Genomic DNA, 18,602 nt, shown 5'->3' with positions numbered 1-18,602 from the left:
CGGGACTTCCCATGCTGTTGTTCGTTTCTGTCTTCCAGCGGCTGCGCGCATGAGCGCCGTCGCCATCGCCGCCAACGACGACGGCGTATCCGCCGCCACAGCGGGTTTCGCCATGGTCTACCAGCCGATCGTGCGACTGCAGGACCACCGCGTGATCGCGCACGAGGCGCTCATGCGACCCGACGACGGCAGTTCGCCGCTGCAGCTGCTCGATCGCGCCCGCACCGAAGGCGTACTCGGCGAACTGGAGACGCGCGCGGTGCGCGGCGCGGCCGCCGGTTACGACTTCGCCGGCGGTGGCCTGTTGCTGCTCAATCTGAGCGCGCACGCGATCCTCGGCGGCAGCACGCGGCCGCAGCAGGTGCTCGAAGCGCTGCAGGCCGGTGGCCGCGACTTGCGCAACTACGTGGTCGAGATCACCGAGCGCGACATCGTCGAGGACTGCCAGCAGCTCGCGCATGCGATCGGCTATCTGCGCGCGGCCGGCGTGCGCATCGCGCTCGACGATTTCGGCAACGGGCATTCCAACTTCGAGCTGTGGCACGAGTTGTCGCCGGAGTTCGTCAAGATCGACCGCTTCCTCGTGCATGGCCTGGCCGACAGCGCGGGGCGGCTCAACATTCTCAAGGCGCTGGTGCAGGTGGCCGACGGCTTCGGCACCGAACTGATCGCCGAGGGCGTCGAGCGCATCGAGGATCTGCGCGTGCTGCGCGATCTCGGCATTCCGCTGGTGCAGGGCTACCTGCTCGGGCGGCCGTCGGCGACGATCTCGCGCACCGTGTCCGACGCGGTGCGCGCGACCGCGGACGACAAGATCCAGGTCTGGCCGCGCGACGACCGGCCCAGCGCGTTCCGTCGCATCCTCGCCGAACACATGCTGATCGAGGCACCGAGCATCCGCGACTCGGCGACCAACCACGATGCCGAAGTGCTGTTTCGGCAGAACCCGCAGCTGACCGCGATTCCGGTCGTCGATCGCGATGATCTGCCGGTCGGCCTGATCAACCGCCGCGCGTTCAACGAGCAGATGGCGATGCCGTTCGCACGCGAACTGCTCGGCCGCAAACCCTGCACGACGCACATGAACGCATCGCCGGTGCTGTGCGACGTGCGCCGCAGTGTCGACGAGATGTCGCAGATCCTGCTCGGCGAAGACCAGCGCTATCTCTACGACGGTTTCATCATCACCGACAACGGGCGCTATCGCGGCGTGGGCACCGGCGAGGCACTGGTGCGACGCGTGACCGAGCTGCGCATCGACGCCGCGCGTTACGCCAATCCACTGACCCAGCTGCCCGGCAATATCCCGATCACCGAGCACGTACGGCGGCTGGTCGAAACCGGCCAGGGCTTCGTCGCCTGCTACTGCGATCTCAACCACTTCAAGCCCTACAACGATCAGTACGGCTACTTCCTCGGCGACCGCATGATCCAGCTGGTCGCGTCCACGCTGTTGCGGCATGCCGATCCGCGCTGGGATTTCGTCGGCCATGTCGGCGGCGACGATTTCGTGATGCTGATGCAGAGCGACGACTGGGCGCTGCGTTGCGAGCGCGTGGTCGGTGAGTTCAATGCCGCAGCGCTGGCGCTGTTCGATCCCGAAGACCGTGCGCGCGGCGTGCTCGAAGGCGAGGACCGCAGCGGCCGCTACGCGACGTTCCCGCTGACCACGCTGACGATCGGCATCGTGCAGGTCGCCGCCGGTGAGCGCAGCGGCGCCGAGGACATCGCGTCGAGTGCGGCGCGCGCGAAACGCGAAGCCAAGCGTCGCGGCCTGTCGGTGCACGTGCTCGAACGCCAGGCCTGACAGCGCCAAACATCAGGACAGCGTGGCCGGCAGGTTGTGCGAACCGGCGACGTAGACGACCTCGAAGCGTCCATGCGCGGCGCTGCGCAGCGTCGTGCGGCCACCGAGGCGCAGGTCGTCCAGCAGCACGTCGCCTGCGATGGGCGTACCCGTCGATGGCGCGATGTCCAGACGCTGGCCCGGCACGAACGGCAAGACCGGTGCGCGGGTGAGGTAATGCGTGAGTTCCGGGCGACCGAAGCGCTCGCACAGCGCGGCGAAGCGCGGGCCGTCGAGAAAATCGTGCAGTGCGTCCGGCGTTCTCCACAGGTAGTACAGCGCGTAGCAGGGTGTGTCGCTCGCCAGCAGGAACAACTTGGCCGCGAGGCCGGGCAGCACGTCGAAGTCCGGCCCGATGACACGGATGCGCTCACGGATTTCGGTAAGCTGGGCGTCGGCCAGCGGGATCGCGTAATGGGTCACGAGCATCGGTGTACCCCGTCTTTCAGACGCGCGTTCGCGTGGTGATCGAACGGCCCCGGCCTCATGGCGCCGCAGCCGAGCGGTCGGCATCGGTCACATCGCCCACGGTGTAGAACTCGCTGGCGATCTTCCACCGGCCGCCCACGTCGATCAGTGTCAGCGTCTTCCAGCCTGCGCCGCCGCTGCCGTCGTCACGCAGGGTCACGAAACGCAGGGTGGCCTGTGCCAGCGCGCCGTCCTGCGCAATCCGGATATCGCTGAAGCCCTGACGGTAACGCCGGCCGCTGTGGAACACCGACCGGCGGAACGCGGCGACGCCGCGGGTCGCGCGCGAATCCAGCGCCGGGTCGACCTCGCCGGGTGCGCGCACGGCGTGGAAGGGGATGTCGTCGTCGAGCAGTGTGGTGGCGAACAGGGCTTCGTCGCCGGTGGACACCGCGGTCCGGTAGGTTTCCAGCACCTGCACGATCGCAGCGTGCGCCGGCGCCGGCGTGTCGGTGGCATGCACGCACGCCGCGCCCAGCAGGAGAGGTAGCAGCGCTGCACCGATGCGGCGGCGCGATGCGGGTGGGAGTCGTAGGCGGGGCATGTCGGCGACCTGTGTTCGAAGGTGTCGACGCAGTCTAGAAAGCCGGCCATGATCAGGAAAACGAGTTCTGCTCACCTGTCAGATTAGCGATGCTAACGACCAATCTGGATCTGTCCGCGCTCCGCACCTTCGTTGCCGCCGTCGAACTCGGCGGCTTCGGCCGCGCCGCGCGCGTGGTGCATCGCACGCCGGGCGCGGTGAGCCTGCAGCTCAAGGCGTTGGAGGACCGGCTCGGGCAGCCGCTGTTCGTCCGCGAGGGCAAGCGTCAGCGGCTGACGCCCGCCGGCGACACCCTGCTGCGGTATGCGCGGCGCCTGCTCGATCTCAACGACGAAGCGTTGCTGGCCCTGCGGGACATGGCCGCCAGCGGCGAAGTGCGGCTGGGCCTGCCGCAGGATCTGGCGGACGGCTGGCTCGCGCAGGCGCTCGGCCGGGTGACGCGCAGCTATCCGTTGGTGCGCGTGCAACTGCAGATCGGACGCAGCGCGGAGTTGCGCCGTGCGCTGGATGCGGGCGCACTGGATCTCGCGATCGTGTTCGGCGCGCAGGCAGTCGACGCCGGCGCGCAGGTCGCCTCGCTGGACGTGCACTGGTGGAGTCATCCGGACCTGTCGCTGCCCGCGGACGCGCCGGTGCCGCTGCTGGTGCTGGAGGCGCCGTGCAGATTTCGCGATGCGGCGATCACGGCGCTCGAACAGGCCGGGCGCACCTGGCGCATCGCTACGTCGAGCGGCAGCGTCTCCGCGTTGTGGTCGGCGGCCGAAGCCGGTCTCGGGGTCACGCCGCGCACGCCCTTGGGCGTGCCGTCTTGCCTGGCGCAGGCCGACGCGGCGCTCGCGCTGCCGAAGCTGGCACCGGTCGGGCTGCATCTCCACACGCTCGACGGGGCGACGCATCCGATCGTCGAGTACCTCGCTGCGCTTGTTCGCGATTCGCGCGCGGTCTTCGAAGCAGGCTCGCATCCATAGCGGCGCGCGTTACCCGCCAGGCGCGATCGCGCCGGTCCACGAGTCCGCTGAGGTGCAGCATCGCGTCCCTAGACTGTGCATCGACACGTTGCGGTTCGCGGGCGATTCCGTCGCTTCCCGCGCATATTCCGGGGCACGTCACTGCGTCAAAGCCCGTGCTCGCGTATACTCCCCCAGAGTATCGAGACGCCGTCGCCATGCCGCATTCGCCCGAGGAAAAAAAGCGTGTCCTGTTGCGCGTGCGTCGCATGCGCGGGCAGCTCGATGCGCTCGAGCGCGCGCTGGAGGCCGGCGCCGACTGCGGCCCCGTGCTGCAGCAGCTCGCCGCGCTGCGCGGCGCGGTCAACGGGCTGATGTCCGGCGTGCTCGAAAGCCATCTGCGCGAGGAACTCGGCCAGCCGGCCGACTCGCCCGAACACCGCCGCGCCAGCGTCGACGATGCCGTCGCCCTGGTGCGGACCTATCTCAAGTAACCATCGTTCTGTCGGGAGTCCATCATGAAATCACGTGCCGCCGTTGCGTTCGCCGCGGGCGAACCGCTGAAGATCGTCGAGATCGACGTCGCACCGCCGCAGAAGGGCGAAGTGCTGGTCAAGATCACCCACACCGGCGTCTGCCACACCGATGCGTTCACGCTGTCGGGCGACGATCCCGAAGGCCTGTTCCCGGCCGTGCTGGGCCATGAAGGCGCGGGCATCGTGATCGAAGTGGGCGAAGGCGTGACCTCGGTGAAGCCGGGCGATCACGTCATTCCGCTCTACACCGCCGAGTGCGGCGAATGCCTGTTCTGCAAGAGCGGCAAGACCAATCTGTGCGTCGCCGTGCGCGCCACGCAGGGCAAGGGCGTGATGCCCGACGGCACCACGCGCTTCTCCTACAACGGCGAGCCGGTCTACCACTACATGGGCTGCTCGACCTTCAGCGAATACACCGTCGTCGCCGAAGTCTCGCTGGCGAAGATCAACCCGGATGCGAATCCCGAACACGTCTGCCTGCTCGGTTGCGGCGTGACGACCGGCATCGGCGCGGTGCACAACACCGCCAAGGTGCAGGAAGGCGATTCCGTCGCCGTGTTCGGTCTGGGCGGCATCGGCCTCGCCGTGATCCAAGGCGCGCGCCAGGCCAAGGCCGGCCGCATCATCGCCGTCGACACCAATCCGTCGAAGTTCGAGCTGGCGAAGGAATTCGGCGCCACCGATTGCATCAACCCGAAGGATTTCGACAAGCCGATCCAGCAGGTCATCGTCGAGATGACGGACTGGGGCGTCGACCATTCGTTCGAGTGCATCGGCAACGTCAACGTGATGCGCGCCGCGCTCGAATGCGCGCACCGCGGCTGGGGCCAGTCGGTGATCATCGGCGTCGCCGGTTCGGGCCAGGAGATCTCGACGCGTCCGTTCCAGCTGGTCACCGGCCGCAAGTGGCTCGGTACCGCGTTCGGTGGCGTCAAGGGCCGCACGCAGCTGCCGGGCATGGTCGAGGACGCGATGAAGGGCGACATCGAACTCGCGCCGTTCGTCACCCATACGATGGGTCTCGACGCGATCAACGACGCCTTCGACCTGATGCACGAAGGCAAATCCATCCGCTCCGTGGTGCACTACTGATGACTGATTTCATGGATACCATCGCGCTCGAAGCCGCGATCGAACATCTCGACCTCGAACAGGAACAGCGCGATGCGATCGCGCAGCTCGACGACGGCGATCTCGAACAGATCGACCAGTCCATCCTGTCGGCGCTCGACAGCAGTTGGAAGAAGGCGGGCTTTATCGCCTCCGGTGTGATGATCGCCGCGCCCGACGAGCACGAGGAGCTGCCGGAAGTGCTGTACACGATCCGCATCCGCGCGCTGGTGCAGGCCGGTCGCATCGAAGGAAAGGGCGATCCGCAGGTGCTCAAGACCTTCGAGATCCGTCTGCCGCAGGGCGGCCGCTGACATGGCGCTGGAGCGCGTCGAGCACCGCGCCTGTTTCGGCGGCTGGCAGGACGTCTACGAACACGTCTCGAAGACGCTCGGCTGCACGATGCGCTTCGCGGTCTACCTGCCGCCGCAGGCCGAACACGCGAAGCTGCCGGTGCTGTACTGGCTGTCGGGCCTGACCTGCAACGAGCAGAACTTCATCACCAAGGCAGGCGCGCAGCGCTACGCGGCCGAGCACGGCGTGATGCTCGTCGCGCCCGACACCAGCCCGCGCGGCGACGATGTCGCCGATGCCGACGGCTACGACCTCGGCAAGGGCGCGGGCTTCTACGTCGATGCGACCCAGGCGCCCTGGGCCACGCATTACCGGATGTACGACTACGTCGTGAACGAGTTGCCGGCGCTGGTCGAGGCCGAACTGCCGGCGAACGGCGCACGTGCGATCAGTGGTCACTCGATGGGCGGTCACGGCGCATTGGTGATCGCGCTGAAGAATGCCGGCCGCTATCGCAGCGTGTCGGCGTTCTCGCCGATCGTCGCCCCGAGCCAGGTGCCGTGGGGCGAGAAGGCCTTCGGTGCGTACCTCGGCGATGACCGCGCTGCGTGGCGCGCATACGACGCGACCGCGCTGGTGGAACACGCGACCGAGCGCCTGCCGCTGCTGATCGACCAGGGCGATGCCGACGAGTTCCTCGACGGCCAGCTCAAGCCGCAGCTGCTGCAGGCCGCGTGCGAGGCCGCCGGTCATCCGATCGAATTGCGTCTGCAGCCCAGGTACGACCACAGCTATTACTTCATCCAGAGCTTCATCGGCGCGCACATCGCGCATCACGCGAAGGCGCTGCACGCCCAAGCCTGATCAAGGACGCGCATCGTTGGCGAAGAGCCGGCATGCGCGGTTCTCGTGCGTCCGCGCTGCATGCTAGCGTCGCGTTTCATGCGTTCCGGGGCGAAGACGATGTCGATACGACGGGTGTGGCTGCTGTGCTGGCTCTGTCTGCTGTGCGCGTCGTTCGCGGCAGGCGCTGCCACGGCGGTGCCGTCCTGGGGCGCGCCGCAGTCGAGCGCGGTCGACACGCCGCCCGAAGCGCTGAAGCCCGGGGCCTGGATCTGGGCGGGCGACGATCCCGCGCTCGGTCCGATGGTGATGGTCGTCAGCCTCGACGAGCAGCGCGGCTACGTCTATCGCAACGGGCTGCGGATCGCGGTGACCACGGTCAGCACCGGCAAACCCGGACACGCGACGCCGACCGGTGTGTTCACCATCCTGCAGAAGGATCGCGACCACCACTCGAACAAGTACAACAACGCCGCGATGCCCTACCAGGAGCGGCTGACCTGGGACGGCGTCGCGCTGCATGCCGGCGGTCTGCCGGGCTATCCGGAATCGCACGGCTGCGTGCATCTGCCGACCGAGTTCGCACGACGTCTGTTCGGCGCGACGACGCTGGGCATGACCGTGGTCATCGCCGAGGACGGACACGCCTCGGCCGATGCCGTGCATCCCGGGCTGCTGGCGCCGGTCGACCCCACCAGTGGTGCATCGATCGCGGCCCTGCCGCTCGACGACGGTCAGCCCTGGCGCTGGACCGCCGATGACGCGACCACCGGTCCGCTGTCACTGGTGCTCAGCCGCAGCGACCAGCGCCTGATCGCACTCGCCGACGGGCGCGAGGTCGGGCGCGCGCGGATCGTCGTGCCGCCGTCAACCGCGCCGCGCGGCACGCATGTCTACGTGATGGGCGCCGGCACGTTGCCGGTGCATGTGGATGGCGTCCCCGATGGCGAGTTGCCGCAGTGGCAGTCGATCGCGGTGCCGGGCCGCGAGGCCGATGCCGGCCAGACGCTCGATCCCGCGCTGCTGGCCGGGGTGCAGGTACCGCCGGGATTCGTCGAACGCGTGCTGCCGCGGCTGCGGCCCGGCACCGTGCTGGTGGCGACCGATGCGCACGTGCTGCCGGAAACCACCGGCCGCGGCCAGCGCGTGCTCGACGCGTTGCCACCGGAACACTGATCGCCGCGGCTCAGTCGCGCAGACGGAAATCGGTGTAGGCGAAGCGCGCGTCGCGCAGCACGGTCTCGCCCTGCACCAGCGGGAGCGGCGCGGCGAACATCGGGCCGTCGTACACACAGGTGTGGAACTCGCCGTGCTCGCCGCAGGGATCGATCTGCGGCGGCAGGGCATCGAGCAGGGTGCCGTCGAAGACGTGGCCGGCGAAACGCGCGTCGAGCTGGGTGGTGTCGACGCAGCACAGTGCCGCGGACAATCCCTGCTGCTGCATCTCCCGCGCAAGCGTCGGCGTGTCACTGCCGAACAACGGAAACAGCGCGTCCCAGTCCAGCTTCGCGCATTGCGCTTGCCGCCACGCGCGGATGTCGTCGAGGAACAGGTCGCCGAACGCGATCGTACGCAGGGCGGGCCAGCGCATGCGGGCCGATCGCAGCGCATCGGCGAATGCGGCCTCGTAGATCGTGTTGTCGGCAGCCTGCGGCATCCGGGCTTCGATCACCGGCAGACCTGCGGCGCGCGCCTGCGCATGCAGCACCTCGACGCGGATGCCCTGCATCGAGATGCGCTCGAAACCTTCGGTGATCGTCGTGACCAGCGCGACGACCTCGACATCGTCGCGCTGTCGCAGGACGTGCAGCGTCCAGGCCGCGTCCTTGCCGCCGCTCCAGGACAGGAGCACCGGCGTAGGCACTGCGGCCATCTCAGCCTGCGCGGACGTCGCGCAGTTCCCAGGCGCTGCCGGCGAGCAGGCGCAGGCGATGCTTGAGCACGGTGCTGGAGATCGAGGTGTTCACGACCAGATCGACGCCGAGATCGCGGTCTTCGCCGCTGACCTGCGCGCCGGGATCGGTGATGCCCAGCGACGGATCGACCTCGTCCGGATCCGGCTGCTGGTCGCGCCAGCGGGCGAACAGCGTGTCGCCGCGCAAGGCTTCCTGCAGTTCGGCCGCGATGCCGGCGGCGCCCTGCGCACGGATGGCGTGTTCGCCCGAAGCGCGGGCCTGCTCGGGTTCGGGCAGTCGGATCAGATAGCGGGTACTCATGCGGCGTCCATTCGGCGATACGAGAAGGCCGTCAGCCTAGCAACCGGGCGCGTTAGAAATCCGTCATGTGGGGCGGGTAGGCACGAGTCGCGCCCATTGTCCGAAGCGGGCACGGTTCAAAAACGCCATCACGGCTGCAGCTTCTTTACGGCCGTCATTCCCGCGCAGGCGGGAATCCAGTGCCTTCGCCCCTCGGGCAGGGCTGCATTCACTGCGCGTCGCGCGGTGCGGAGCGCGATACCTCACCGCACAGGCAGCGCTCCTGGATCGTGGCCAGGCGGCGCTTGATGACGCCGTTCCCGCCTACGCGGGACCGACGGGCCGGACGTCCACGCCCCGACGCCTTACGCGAACGCATGCGGCGGTGCCGCGAACCCGAGCGTCAGCGAGCCGGAGCCCACGTTGACCATGCCGGTCACGCTCATCACCGTCTCGAAGCGTTCGACGTGGTGTTCCTCGCACGCGGCGACCAGCGCGGCGTAGCCGGGCAGGGCGCGCATCTGGTCGAGCTCGCCGCCGTAGCTCAGGCACAGCGTCGGGGTAAGCAGGCCGGCGCGCACGCGCTCGACGGCGAACGCGAACAGTTTCTCGGCCGCAGGTTCGAAGCCGCGGACCTTGCCGACCGGGCCGGTGTCGCCGCGATGGCAGTGCAGGATCGGCTTGATGTCGAGCGCGCCGCCGATCAGTGCGGCGAGCAGGCTCACGCTCTTGTCGCCGCGATGCTTGATGCGCGCGCGGAGATAGCCGAGATCGCGCGGCACCATGTAGGCGTAGCTGCGTTCGGCGAGGAATTCGAGACGGCTGCGGATCTCCGGCGCGCTGGCGCCCGCGTCTCGCAGGCGCACCGCTTCGACCGGCAGGATGCCCTGGCCGGCGAACACCTGCTGCGAATCGACGATGCGCAGCGCGAACGGTGTGGTGCGGCCGGCTTGCGCGCGGATCGGCTTGTATTCGTTGAGGATTGCGAAGCTCGCGTGGGTCGCGTTGTCGTGGATCTGGCTGCGATGGCGCGTGACCGTCAGGCAGAACACGTAGTCGTAGTCGATGACCAGCTGCTCGAGGAACAGCGCCTTGATCTTGTCGGCGGGAAACGCCGAGGTCTCGGCGGTGTGGCGGCCGGTGACGTGGCTTTCGATGAAGTCCAGCGTCGCGCGTTCGTCGCGCAGGTCCACGAACTCGGACTGGCCGATCTTCACCGTCACCGGCAACAGATGGATGCCGTGAGCAGCCAGCCACTCCGGCGGCAGATCACAGGCCGAGTCGACGACGATTCCGATGCGCATGCGTGCTCCCATTTATCGCGTGGCCGGCGCCCGTCTGTGCCGACGGGTCGCGGGTCGGGCGCGCGTCGCGCCCGCTGGCACTCTACGCGATCGGCGCCGTAGCCCGCATCTCAGCTGCGTGCGGCGCCGACCGGCAGCTGCGCAAGGCGCTGCATTTCCGGCGTGTCGAGCAGGCCGGGATCGGTAAGCGCCGCGAGTGCGAAGTCGTGCGCGTCCTCGCCCCAGAACAGCGCGTCACCGATACGCAGCGTCGGCACGCCGAACACGCCGGCGGCGATCGCCGCATCGGTCTCCGCGCGCAGCCGTGCCTTGACCGCTGGCGCTTCGACATCGGCCGGTAACAGCTGCGCTGCGGCCAGCACAGGGGCCAGTGCCTCGACGCTGTCACCGGCCTGTCCCTGCGCCCAGATGTGCGCGAATACCGCGTCGATCACATCCGGGTCCGCATTGGCGGCGACCACCGTGCGCAGCGCCGCGATCGGGTTGAACGGATGCGCCGGCGGAAACACCAGTGCAACGCCGTCGCGTTGCGCGCGCCAAGCGACGTGCTGATAGGTGAAGGTGCGCTTGGCCGGAATCTCCGCCGGCCCGCGATTGCCGATCGCCGACAGCACCGCCGCGAACAGGATCGGCACCGGGCGGATGTCGTGCGTCGCGAGCAGTGGTTTCAGCCGGCGCCACTGCAGGTACGCGAAGGGCGAGACGACATCGAAGTACCAGATCGCAGGCATCGCAGGCTCCATCTTCGAATGTGCCGGTATCAGCGTGTGGCGCTTACTCCACGCCGCCGCCGACCCCGATCGCGACGATGTAGATGATCAGCGGCAGCACCACGATCGCGACCACGGCGCCGAACAGGAACACGCGGCGGCGTTTGGTCATCGGCGGCTTGGGGGTTTTCTCGTTGGAACTCATGGCGGGTATCCGGGCAGGCAGAAGCGCCCGATCCTAGGCATCCGCATGTGACGCGCGTGACGTGCAGCCGGACGGCGCAACCGCAACCGTGCCCGTCAGCTGCCTGCGCGTCGGCTCGCCGCCATCCGCTGGGCGCCGAGGAAGGCACGCATCGAGGCGGGCTTCACCGGCTTGGTCAGCACGCGATAGCCGCGGATGCGCGCGGTCTGCTTGAGCGTGTCGCTGCCGTCGGCGGTCAGCAGCGCGCCGGGCACGTCGGGCGCGATGCCGCGCAGCGCGTCGAGTGTGTCGAGGCCGTCGAGCCGGTCGTGCAGGTGGTAATCGACCAGCATCACGTCCGGTAATTCGTCCATGCACGCGATCGCCTCGTCGATGGTCTTCGCGCACAGTGGCTCCACGCCCCAGCGGCGCAGCAGTGCGCGCATGCCGGCGAGGATGTCGTCGTCGTTGTCGACGCACAGCACGCGCAGGCCCTGCAGCGATTCGTCGTGCAGCGGCGCCGGCGTGGCGGTGGGCGGCAGGCTCGCCATGACGCTGCGCGGCACGGTGATCGAGAACATGCTGCCGCGGCCGACGCTGGAGCGCGCATCGAGCGTGTGGCCGAGCAGACGCGAGATGCGCTGGCAGATCGACAGGCCCAGACCCAGACCGCGACCGTCCCAGTCGAAGTTCTGTTCGTAGCGATGGAACTCGTCGTAGATCTGGCTCATGTGGTGCTCGGGAATACCCGGCCCCGTATCCCAGACCTGCAAGGCGACCTGGTCGCCCCGGCGCCGCGCCGACAGCACGATGCGACCGGTACGCGTGTAGCGCAGCGCGTTGGCGAGGAAGTTCTGCAGCACGCGGCGCAACAGCCGGCGATCGCTGCGCACCGCGATCGGCAGCGCGTGCAGGCGGATGTCGAGCTTGCGCGCCTTGGCCATCGGCGCGTACTGGCCGGCGAGCTGGCGCATGAGTTCGGAGACGTCGAGATCGGTGATCTCGGGTTTCAGCGCGCCGGCATCGAGCCGCGAGACGTCGAGCAGACCGTCGAGCAGTTCCTCGGCCGCACGCAGCGACGTGTCGACACGTTCGGCAAGATGCTTCTGCTCGGCGCCGTCCTGGGTTTCGCGCAGCGCCGAGGTGAACAACCGCGCGGCATTGAGCGGCTGCAGCACGTCGTGGCTGACCGCGGTGAGGAAGCGCGAGCGCGATTCCTGCGCGGCTTCCGCTTCGCGCGTGCGATCGGCGACGCGCTGCTCCAGCGTCTCGTTGATGTCGCGCAGCTCGCGCTCCACGCGCTTGTAGTCGGTCACGTCGCTGTAGCTGGTCGCGTAACCGCCGCCCGGCAACGGCTGGCCGCGCAGTTCGATGACCTGGCCGTTGCCGAGCACGCGCTCGGACACGTGCGGCGAGCCCGCGCGCATGTAGGCGATGCGCTTGTCGATCTCGGTGTCGATGTCGATGACGTCGCGCGGGCCCAGCTCGCCGCGCTCGGCGTTGTAGCGGATCAGGTCGGCGACCGGACGGCCGACGTAGAGCATGTTGTCCGGATAGCCGAACAGGCGCTGGTAGCTGCGGTTCCAGGCGACCAGCCGCATCGTGCGGTCGACCACGCTGACACCGTGATCGATGTTCTCCAGCGTCGACGACAGCACTTCGCGGTTGAAGCGCAGTTCCTGGCCGGCCTCGTCGAGCATCGCGACGACTTCGTCGACCTCCATGCCCGAGCCCTTCAGCGCGCTGGTCATCAGCAGGCGCGCAGACGATGCACCAACGGCCGCCGCGAGCTGGCGTTCGGTGAACTGCAGCCAGGTGCGGTCGGCCGGCGCATTGAGCGCGAGCGGCTTGCCCTGCACCTGCGCGTGTTCGTCGAAGGCTGCGCGCGCGGTGCGTTCGCCGACGATGCGGCCGGTCAGCGTCAGCAGATCGGGAATGCCGACATTGCCGCTCCAGTCCTCGGACGCGAACGTGCGGCGCTCGGCGTAGGGATCGAGAAACGGCGCTGCGCGCAGGCGCTCGTCGAGCGTCGGCCGCCAGCGCGCCGACACCAGCAGCAGCGCGCCGACGTTGAGCAGCAGCGACCAGAACGTGCCGTGGGTCAGCGGATCCCAGCCGGCGAGTCCGAACAGTGCATGCGGCCGCAGCCAGTCGATGCCGAACGGACCGGTCGTCAGCCACTGCGGATCGAGCCAGCCCGACTGCGTGAGCGTCGGCAGCAGCAGCGTGTAGGTCCACACGCCGAAGCCGATCAGCAACCCCACCTCGACACCACGCCGGCTCGCGCCGCGCCAGTACAGGCCACCGATCAGCGCCGGCGCGAACTGCGCGACGGCCGCGAACGCCATCAGGCCGAATGCTGCGAGCGTGGTCTCGGTGCCGCTGGCGCGGTAGTAGCCGTAGGCGAGCGCGGCGAGGCCGACGATCGCGACGCGGCGGATCCACAGCACCGTGCGCGCGACGTTGCCGCCGTGGCGCTCGGCATAGCCGCGGCGCAGCAGCAGCGGCATCACCAGATCGTTGCTGACCATCGTCGCCAGCGCGACCGAGGACACGATCACCATGCCGGTCGCCGCCGAGAAGCCGCCGATGTAGGCGAACAGCGCCAGCGAATCGGCATTCATCGCCATCGGCAACGCGAGCACGAAGCTGTCCGGCGCCACCGGGCCGTCGCGGCCGAACAACGCCACGCCGGCGCTGGCGATCGGCAGCACCATCAGACAGATGATCACCAGATACCCGCCGAACAGCCAGCGCGCGCGGCGGATGTCGCGCACGTCGCCGCATTCGACGATCGCCACGTGGAACTGGCGCGGCAGGCAGATCAACGCCGCGAACGCGAGCAGACACTGCGCGACGAAACTGCTGGGCGGCGCGTTCTCGACCAGCGCGTGCGTCGCCTCGACGAGCTTCAGGTCATTGCTGTCGAACCACGCGATTGCGAACACGCCCACCGCGACCAGCGCGACCAGCTTGACCAGCGATTCCAGTGCGACCGCCAGCATCATGCCGGGCCGATGTTCGGTGGCATCGACCTGGCGCGTGCCGAACAGGATCGCGAACAGCGCCATCAACGCGGCGACGTAGAACGCCGGATCGCCGAACGGCGTGACCGGATCGTCCGGCCCGCCGAGCACGCCCAGACTGATCGCCACCGCCTTGTACTGCAGCGCCAGATACGGCACCGCGGCGACCAGCGCGATCAACGCGACCATCGCCGCCAGGCGCTGCGAACGGCCATAGCGCGAGGCGATGAAGTCGGCGATCGACACCGTGTTCTGTGACTGCGCGATCAGCGCCAGCCGCTCGAGAATGCGCCAGCCGAACAGCAGCAACAGCAGCGGTCCGAGATAGATCGGCAGATACCCCAGCCCCTGCCGCGCCGCCGTGCCCACCGCGCCGTAGAACGTCCACGATGAGCAGTACACCGCCATGCCGAGGCTGTAGACAGCGGTGCGCAGCCACGGCCGATCCGGGGACAGCGGACGCCGGTCGCCATACCAGGCCACACCGAACAACAGCGCGGCATAGCCCAGCGACACCAGCAGCAGTACCCAGCCCGGCACCATTCCCGTCCCCTCGATCCGAAGCGGCCGAGTGTACGGGGCGAGGGGCGGCGCGTGGGCCGGGGCGTGGGCCCGGAGGTTCTTCCGCTGCCGTTATTTCGCGTTCCCGTCGTGCGCGCTTCTGCCTTTGTGTTTGCCTCTGCCTCTGCTTGTGCTTGTGCTTGTGCGTTGGCGTTTGCTTCACCGCCGTCATTCCCGCGAACGCGGGAATCCATTCTGCTTTTGTGTTGTTTTGGATCCGACTCCGACTCCGACTCCGGCTTTGGACTCGGCTTTGGCTTTCAGCCTTTGACTTGAATCGAGCCGTAGAGCGAGCCGAGCACCGGAGCCTGGCGTGGCCGAAGAGCAGCCCATGTCTGAGCGCAGCGAGTTTGGGCTGCGTGCCGCGTCAGGCGAGGAGCACAGGGGACCGATGCGGCTTCATCGCATCGGCTCGCGTCCGGCGAAGACGGTTTTGCTTACTTTTGCCAAGACAAAAGTAAGCCGCGCGACAGCGCGGAAGCCCTGTCCTTGATCTTCGCTCCTGCGGTTGATTCCTTAATTTGCTTGGAGCGTCGAAGTCGAAGCAACGAGCTACGAAGCAGGCAAGTGCAGAGCTTTCGCCCGCTGCGCGTGCGAGTCCCTTTTGGATGGACCCAAAAGGAACCAAAAGGTCCCTTCGCCGGACGCGATCCGCCGCGATACAGCCGCGGCGGTCCCCTGCGCTTCTCGGCCGACGGGGCACGCAGCCCAAACTCGCTGCGCTCAGACATGGGCTGCTCTTCGACCCCGCCGCCCTGCGATGCTCGGCTCGCTTTACGGCTCGATTGAGATCAAACGCGTGGAGCGAAAGCGAAAGCCAAAGCCAAAGCCAAAGCCAAAGCGCAAAAGCCGAACAGCCGAACAGCCGAACAGCCGATGCGAGCGTCAGCTGGCGTCAGACCTTCGCCGGCGCCAGCAGATCCGCGTGATGCCGCGCGGCCACGTCGGGGTGCGAACGCAGGCGGCCTTTCAGCGTGTTCTGGCCGACCTGATGGAACAGCGGATTGTGGGGATCGCGGGTATAGCCGCTGGCCTCGCGGGCGAGGTCGGGCGGCAGCGTCAGCGCCGGCACTGTCGCGTCCAGGCGCGCGCCGAGGAAGAACGCGGCGGAGAGGCGTTCGGTGCCCGGCGGTGGGCTGCTGACGCGGTGCACGGCTGCCTTGAGGTAGCCGTCCGATGCCAGCTCCAGCAGCTCGCCGATGTTGACGATGTAGGTGCCGGGCCGCGGGATGGCGTCGATGATCCGGCCATCGTCGAGTTCGATCTGCAGACCGCCGACGCCGTCCTGCAGGATCAGCGTCAGCAGCTCGCTGTCCTTGTGCGCGCCCACGCCTTGGTCGTTCTCCACCCGCTCGCGGCCGGGGTAGCGGATCAGTTTCATCAGCTGGTACGGGTGGTCGCGATAGAGCGGGGCGAACACGTCGCGCGGCTGGCCGAGCGCTTCGGCGCAGGCCTGCAGCAGGCGGAGCAGGACATCGGTGACCGCGTCCTGCCAAGCCAGCACGACCGGACGGAATTCCGGGAGTGCCGCGGGCCACTGGTTGGGGCCCTGCAGACGGGTCCACGCCGGCACGCCGGGCGCCTGCGGCACCGCCTCGCGCTCGGCGCCGATGTCGATCTGTTCGCGCCAGTCGGCCTTGCCGCGGGTCAGTTCGGCGCCGACTTGGTTGTAGCCGCGGAAATGTGGGGAATGGACCATCGCGATGGCCTGCTTGTCCGCGTCGGGCAGAGCGAACAGCGCCCGCGCCTGCTGCAGCAGTGCGGCGTCGAGCTCGGGCGGTACACCGTGGTTCCCCAAGTAGAAGAAGCCGACCTCGCGTGCGCCCTGGCGCAGCGTCTGCAGCGCGGCGGCGCGATCGCCGGGGCTGCCGGCTTCGAGTTGCGACAGGTCGATCAGCGGCAGCTGTCGTTGGGTAGTGGACATGGTTCTATCCTCGGGGACAGACACATTGGAGAACAGGTGGCGCGACCGCACGCGCATCGCGTCGGCGTGTTCGACGATGAAAAAAGGAGACCCGGAGGTCTCCTTTTTTCGTCCGTCCAGGTGTGGCGCCGTCAGTACTTCGGGACGCCGCCATCCACGCTGTCGCTCCAGGCATCGATGCCGCCGGCGACGTTGTAGACGTGGGTGAAACCCTGGTTGCGGAAATGCTCGGCCGCCTGCTGGCTGCGACCACCGTGGTGGCACAGAAACGCGAGCGGTGTGTCCTTGGGCAACTGCTGCAGACGGGTGATCGCGTCGCCGTCGAGCACTTCGAACGGGCGCGCGACGCTGGCGGTGGCGCGTTCGTCCGGCGGGCGCACGTCGACGAGGGTCAGCGTGCCGGCGGCAAGACGATCGTTGGCGTCGGCCGGGCTGATGTCCTGCACCGGCTTGGGCGCGTTCGGGTTATCGATGACCAGACCGCGACCGCGGATGTCGTCGGCGAAGTCGATCGTCATGCCCTCGGCGCGGCGTGCGCCGGCGAGGTCGAACTGCACGTCGATGCCGTCGGCCTGGGCGATGATCGCCGAAGCGCTGCGCGGTGCGAGCTGCAGGCGGGTGCGGAAGTTGCCGTCGATGTCGACCTGCAGCACGTAATCGCCACCGGCATCGCCGACGGCCTTGGCGATCATCTCGCGCGCGGCCGGGGTGATCGAGATCGACGGCGGCGTGCGGTCCGGCGGGGCGACGCCGAACAGGCCGTGCAGCTCACCGCTGCCGACCATCTGCTCGATGATGTCGCTGCCGCCGACGAGCTCGCCGTCGACATAGAGCTGCGGAATCGTCGGCCAGTCGCCATAGGCCTTGATGCCTTCGCGGATCTCGCCGTCTTCGAGCACGTTGACGGTCGCGTAGTCGATGCCCACCGCTTCGAGCGCGGAGATGGCCTTGGCGGAGAAGCCGCACTGCGGGGTCGTCGGCGAGCCCTTCATGAACAGCACGGCCCGGTTGCCCTGCAGCAGGGTTTCGATGCGGGTGCGGAGAGCGGGGTCGAGAGACATGGCATGGATCCGGTGTGCGGGAACGATCCACATGGTACCGCGGGGCCCTCGATGCAAGCCCGCAACTGCCGCCTGCGGGCCCGGAACACCGCGTTGCGCGGCGGTGCCGATGGCATCATGCGCGCCATGTCCGTGCACCGCCCGCCCCGTCGTCCGCAGCTGTGGCTGCCGCTGCTGATCGCCTCGCAGCTGCTGATCGCGCTGGTCTGGTGGCAGTTGGGCTGGACGATCGGCCTGCCGCTGCTGCTGGCCAGCCACGCGCTGTGCCTGTGGGGCGTGCTGGCACCGGCCTCGCGGCTGTACGGCCCGGTGCTGACACGGCTGCCGGGCGAAGGCGTGTGGCTGACGATCGACGATGGTCCGTCCGATGACACCCGCGCGCTGCTCGATCTGCTCGATGCGCACGACGCGAAGGCGACGTTCTTCCTCGTTGGCGCGCGCGCTGCAGCGCGCCCGGACCTCGTGCGCGAGATCGCCGCGCGCGGCCATGGCATCGGCAACCACAGCCAGACCCATCCGCAGGCGATGTTCTGGGCACTCGGACCGGCGCGGATGCGGCGCGAGATTCTCGACTGCCAGCGCACGCTGGTTGAAATCTTGGGTCATGCGCCGGTGTGGTTCCGCTCGGTCGTCGGTCACACCAATCCGTTCGTGCATGCGCCACTGCGTGATGCAGGCCTGGCGCGCGTCGGCTGGAATGCGCGCGGATTCGATGCGGTGAAGGCGGATGTCGACGACGTGGTCGCGCGGATCGATGCCGACCTCGCGCCCGGCGCGATCGTGCTGCTGCATGAAGGCGCGAAGCACGGCGGCAATGTCGCGATGGTCGAAGGCGTGCTGATGCGGATGCGGGCGAAGGGATTGCGGGCGGTGTTGCCGGATCAGGCGGTCTGACGGTCCGTCGAAGCAACCAGCGATGCTTGATGGGTTGCGCTGCGATCTACCCGTCCTGCGCAGCTGCGATGCGGGCATGGTCGAATCTGACTTGTAGCGCGTGCTCCCATCCCTCACCCCAACCCCTCTCCCGGGGGGAGAGGGGCTCGAACCGC

The 18,602-nt window shown here is 68.4% G+C and carries 18 protein-coding genes; 8 read left to right on the top strand and 10 right to left on the bottom strand.

The window, feature by feature from the left end; translation table 11 throughout:
* Positions 1 to 49: 49 nt before the first annotated feature.
* The gene (locus tag LU699_RS07160) at positions 50 to 1,807 is read left to right on the top strand and encodes a GGDEF domain-containing protein (protein WP_232136208.1); all 1,758 of its coding nucleotides are present in this window, start codon (positions 50 to 52) and stop codon (positions 1,805 to 1,807) included.
* Between the two features lie 12 nt (positions 1,808 to 1,819).
* Here LU699_RS07160 and LU699_RS07155 read toward each other — a convergent pair whose 3' ends face one another.
* Both LU699_RS07155 and LU699_RS07150 read right to left on the bottom strand, forming a co-directional pair.
* Positions 1,820 to 2,275, bottom strand: coding sequence for a DUF4865 family protein (locus tag LU699_RS07155; RefSeq protein ID WP_232580530.1), 456 nt, complete (start codon positions 2,273 to 2,275; stop codon positions 1,820 to 1,822).
* Positions 2,276 to 2,330: 55 nt separating this feature from the next.
* Positions 2,331 to 2,858 carry a Cif family virulence factor gene (locus LU699_RS07150; RefSeq protein ID WP_232136205.1) on the bottom strand — a complete coding sequence of 176 codons (528 nt, stop codon included), beginning with the start codon at positions 2,856 to 2,858 and terminating at the stop codon, positions 2,331 to 2,333.
* An 89-nt stretch (positions 2,859 to 2,947) separates the two neighbouring features.
* On the opposite strand from LU699_RS07150, the gene LU699_RS07145 reads away from it, so the two are divergent.
* From LU699_RS07145 to LU699_RS07120, 6 genes are all read left to right on the top strand, one after another.
* Positions 2,948 to 3,826, top strand: a complete 879-nt coding sequence (locus LU699_RS07145; RefSeq protein ID WP_232136204.1) for a LysR substrate-binding domain-containing protein — start codon at positions 2,948 to 2,950, stop codon at positions 3,824 to 3,826.
* Positions 3,827 to 4,023: 197 nt separating this feature from the next.
* Positions 4,024 to 4,299, top strand: a complete 276-nt coding sequence (gene frmR / locus LU699_RS07140; RefSeq protein WP_232136203.1) for a formaldehyde-responsive transcriptional repressor FrmR — start codon at positions 4,024 to 4,026, stop codon at positions 4,297 to 4,299.
* 24 nt (positions 4,300 to 4,323) lie between these two features.
* Positions 4,324 to 5,433, top strand: coding sequence for an S-(hydroxymethyl)glutathione dehydrogenase/class III alcohol dehydrogenase (locus LU699_RS07135; RefSeq protein WP_232136202.1), 1,110 nt, complete (start codon positions 4,324 to 4,326; stop codon positions 5,431 to 5,433).
* Positions 5,433 to 5,765, top strand: a complete 333-nt coding sequence (locus LU699_RS07130; protein WP_232136201.1) for a DUF3658 domain-containing protein — start codon at positions 5,433 to 5,435, stop codon at positions 5,763 to 5,765. Before LU699_RS07135 ends, LU699_RS07130 begins: the two co-directional genes overlap by 1 nt.
* Positions 5,766 to 5,772: 7 nt before the next feature.
* Entirely contained in the window at positions 5,773 to 6,609 is an 837-nt protein-coding gene (fghA, locus tag LU699_RS07125) for an S-formylglutathione hydrolase (protein ID WP_232136827.1), read from the top strand.
* 99 nt (positions 6,610 to 6,708) lie between these two features.
* The gene (locus LU699_RS07120; protein ID WP_232136200.1) at positions 6,709 to 7,764 is read left to right on the top strand and encodes a L,D-transpeptidase; all 1,056 of its coding nucleotides are present in this window, start codon (positions 6,709 to 6,711) and stop codon (positions 7,762 to 7,764) included.
* Between the two features lie 10 nt (positions 7,765 to 7,774).
* Here LU699_RS07120 and LU699_RS07115 read toward each other — a convergent pair whose 3' ends face one another.
* From LU699_RS07115 to grxD, 8 genes are all read right to left on the bottom strand, one after another.
* Positions 7,775 to 8,461, bottom strand: coding sequence for a Dph6-related ATP pyrophosphatase (locus LU699_RS07115; protein ID WP_232136199.1), 687 nt, complete (start codon positions 8,459 to 8,461; stop codon positions 7,775 to 7,777).
* 1 nt (position 8,462) lies between these two features.
* Positions 8,463 to 8,804, bottom strand: a complete 342-nt coding sequence (locus tag LU699_RS07110; RefSeq protein ID WP_232136198.1) for a hypothetical protein — start codon at positions 8,802 to 8,804, stop codon at positions 8,463 to 8,465.
* 344 nt (positions 8,805 to 9,148) lie between these two features.
* Positions 9,149 to 10,087 (bottom strand): DegV family protein, encoded by a 939-nt coding sequence (locus LU699_RS07105; RefSeq protein ID WP_232136196.1) that lies wholly within the window; start codon positions 10,085 to 10,087, stop codon positions 9,149 to 9,151.
* Positions 10,088 to 10,197: 110 nt separating this feature from the next.
* Positions 10,198 to 10,818 (bottom strand): 2-hydroxychromene-2-carboxylate isomerase, encoded by a 621-nt coding sequence (locus LU699_RS07100; protein ID WP_232136194.1) that lies wholly within the window; start codon positions 10,816 to 10,818, stop codon positions 10,198 to 10,200.
* 43 nt (positions 10,819 to 10,861) lie between these two features.
* The gene (locus LU699_RS07095; RefSeq protein ID WP_232136193.1) at positions 10,862 to 11,002 is read right to left on the bottom strand and encodes a hypothetical protein; all 141 of its coding nucleotides are present in this window, start codon (positions 11,000 to 11,002) and stop codon (positions 10,862 to 10,864) included.
* A 95-nt stretch (positions 11,003 to 11,097) separates the two neighbouring features.
* The gene (locus LU699_RS07090) at positions 11,098 to 14,550 is read right to left on the bottom strand and encodes a hybrid sensor histidine kinase/response regulator (RefSeq protein ID WP_232136192.1); all 3,453 of its coding nucleotides are present in this window, start codon (positions 14,548 to 14,550) and stop codon (positions 11,098 to 11,100) included.
* A 913-nt stretch (positions 14,551 to 15,463) separates the two neighbouring features.
* On the bottom strand, positions 15,464 to 16,492 hold the full coding sequence (locus tag LU699_RS07085; RefSeq protein WP_232133881.1) for an isopenicillin N synthase family dioxygenase: 1,029 nt from the start codon (positions 16,490 to 16,492) through the stop codon (positions 15,464 to 15,466).
* A 131-nt stretch (positions 16,493 to 16,623) separates the two neighbouring features.
* The gene (grxD, locus tag LU699_RS07080; protein ID WP_232133882.1) at positions 16,624 to 17,553 is read right to left on the bottom strand and encodes a Grx4 family monothiol glutaredoxin; all 930 of its coding nucleotides are present in this window, start codon (positions 17,551 to 17,553) and stop codon (positions 16,624 to 16,626) included.
* 117 nt (positions 17,554 to 17,670) lie between these two features.
* On the opposite strand from grxD, the gene LU699_RS07075 reads away from it, so the two are divergent.
* The gene (locus LU699_RS07075; protein ID WP_232133883.1) at positions 17,671 to 18,447 is read left to right on the top strand and encodes a polysaccharide deacetylase family protein; all 777 of its coding nucleotides are present in this window, start codon (positions 17,671 to 17,673) and stop codon (positions 18,445 to 18,447) included.
* The last annotated feature ends 155 nt before the right edge of the window (positions 18,448 to 18,602 follow it).

This window comes from Luteimonas fraxinea, assembly GCF_021233355.1.
Classification (GTDB): domain Bacteria; phylum Pseudomonadota; class Gammaproteobacteria; order Xanthomonadales; family Xanthomonadaceae; genus Luteimonas; species Luteimonas fraxinea.
This window is presented reverse-complemented; position numbering and strand designations above follow the sequence as displayed.

Excerpts from the sequence above, each read along its gene's own strand:
- LU699_RS07145 (WP_232136204.1), top strand. The coding sequence starts at position 2,948 with ATGCTAACGACCAATCTGGATCTGTCCGCGCTCCGCACCTTCGTTGCC.
- LU699_RS07120 (WP_232136200.1), top strand. The coding sequence starts at position 6,709 with ATGTCGATACGACGGGTGTGGCTGCTGTGCTGGCTCTGTCTGCTGTGC.
- LU699_RS07150 (WP_232136205.1), bottom strand. The coding sequence starts at position 2,858 with ATGCCCCGCCTACGACTCCCACCCGCATCGCGCCGCCGCATCGGTGCA.
- LU699_RS07155 (WP_232580530.1), bottom strand. The coding sequence starts at position 2,275 with ATGCTCGTGACCCATTACGCGATCCCGCTGGCCGACGCCCAGCTTACC.
- LU699_RS07135 (WP_232136202.1), top strand. The coding sequence starts at position 4,324 with ATGAAATCACGTGCCGCCGTTGCGTTCGCCGCGGGCGAACCGCTGAAG.
- LU699_RS07100 (WP_232136194.1), bottom strand. The coding sequence starts at position 10,818 with ATGCCTGCGATCTGGTACTTCGATGTCGTCTCGCCCTTCGCGTACCTG.
- LU699_RS07085 (WP_232133881.1), bottom strand. The coding sequence starts at position 16,492 with ATGTCCACTACCCAACGACAGCTGCCGCTGATCGACCTGTCGCAACTC.
- LU699_RS07095 (WP_232136193.1), bottom strand. The coding sequence starts at position 11,002 with ATGAGTTCCAACGAGAAAACCCCCAAGCCGCCGATGACCAAACGCCGC.
- LU699_RS07075 (WP_232133883.1), top strand. The coding sequence starts at position 17,671 with ATGCGCGCCATGTCCGTGCACCGCCCGCCCCGTCGTCCGCAGCTGTGG.
- LU699_RS07130 (WP_232136201.1), top strand. The coding sequence starts at position 5,433 with ATGACTGATTTCATGGATACCATCGCGCTCGAAGCCGCGATCGAACAT.
- LU699_RS07160 (WP_232136208.1), top strand. The coding sequence starts at position 50 with ATGAGCGCCGTCGCCATCGCCGCCAACGACGACGGCGTATCCGCCGCC.
- grxD (WP_232133882.1), bottom strand. The coding sequence starts at position 17,553 with ATGTCTCTCGACCCCGCTCTCCGCACCCGCATCGAAACCCTGCTGCAG.
- LU699_RS07105 (WP_232136196.1), bottom strand. The coding sequence starts at position 10,087 with ATGCGCATCGGAATCGTCGTCGACTCGGCCTGTGATCTGCCGCCGGAG.
- LU699_RS07110 (WP_232136198.1), bottom strand. The coding sequence starts at position 8,804 with ATGAGTACCCGCTATCTGATCCGACTGCCCGAACCCGAGCAGGCCCGC.
- LU699_RS07090 (WP_232136192.1), bottom strand. The coding sequence starts at position 14,550 with ATGGTGCCGGGCTGGGTACTGCTGCTGGTGTCGCTGGGCTATGCCGCG.
- frmR (WP_232136203.1), top strand. The coding sequence starts at position 4,024 with ATGCCGCATTCGCCCGAGGAAAAAAAGCGTGTCCTGTTGCGCGTGCGT.
- LU699_RS07115 (WP_232136199.1), bottom strand. The coding sequence starts at position 8,461 with ATGGCCGCAGTGCCTACGCCGGTGCTCCTGTCCTGGAGCGGCGGCAAG.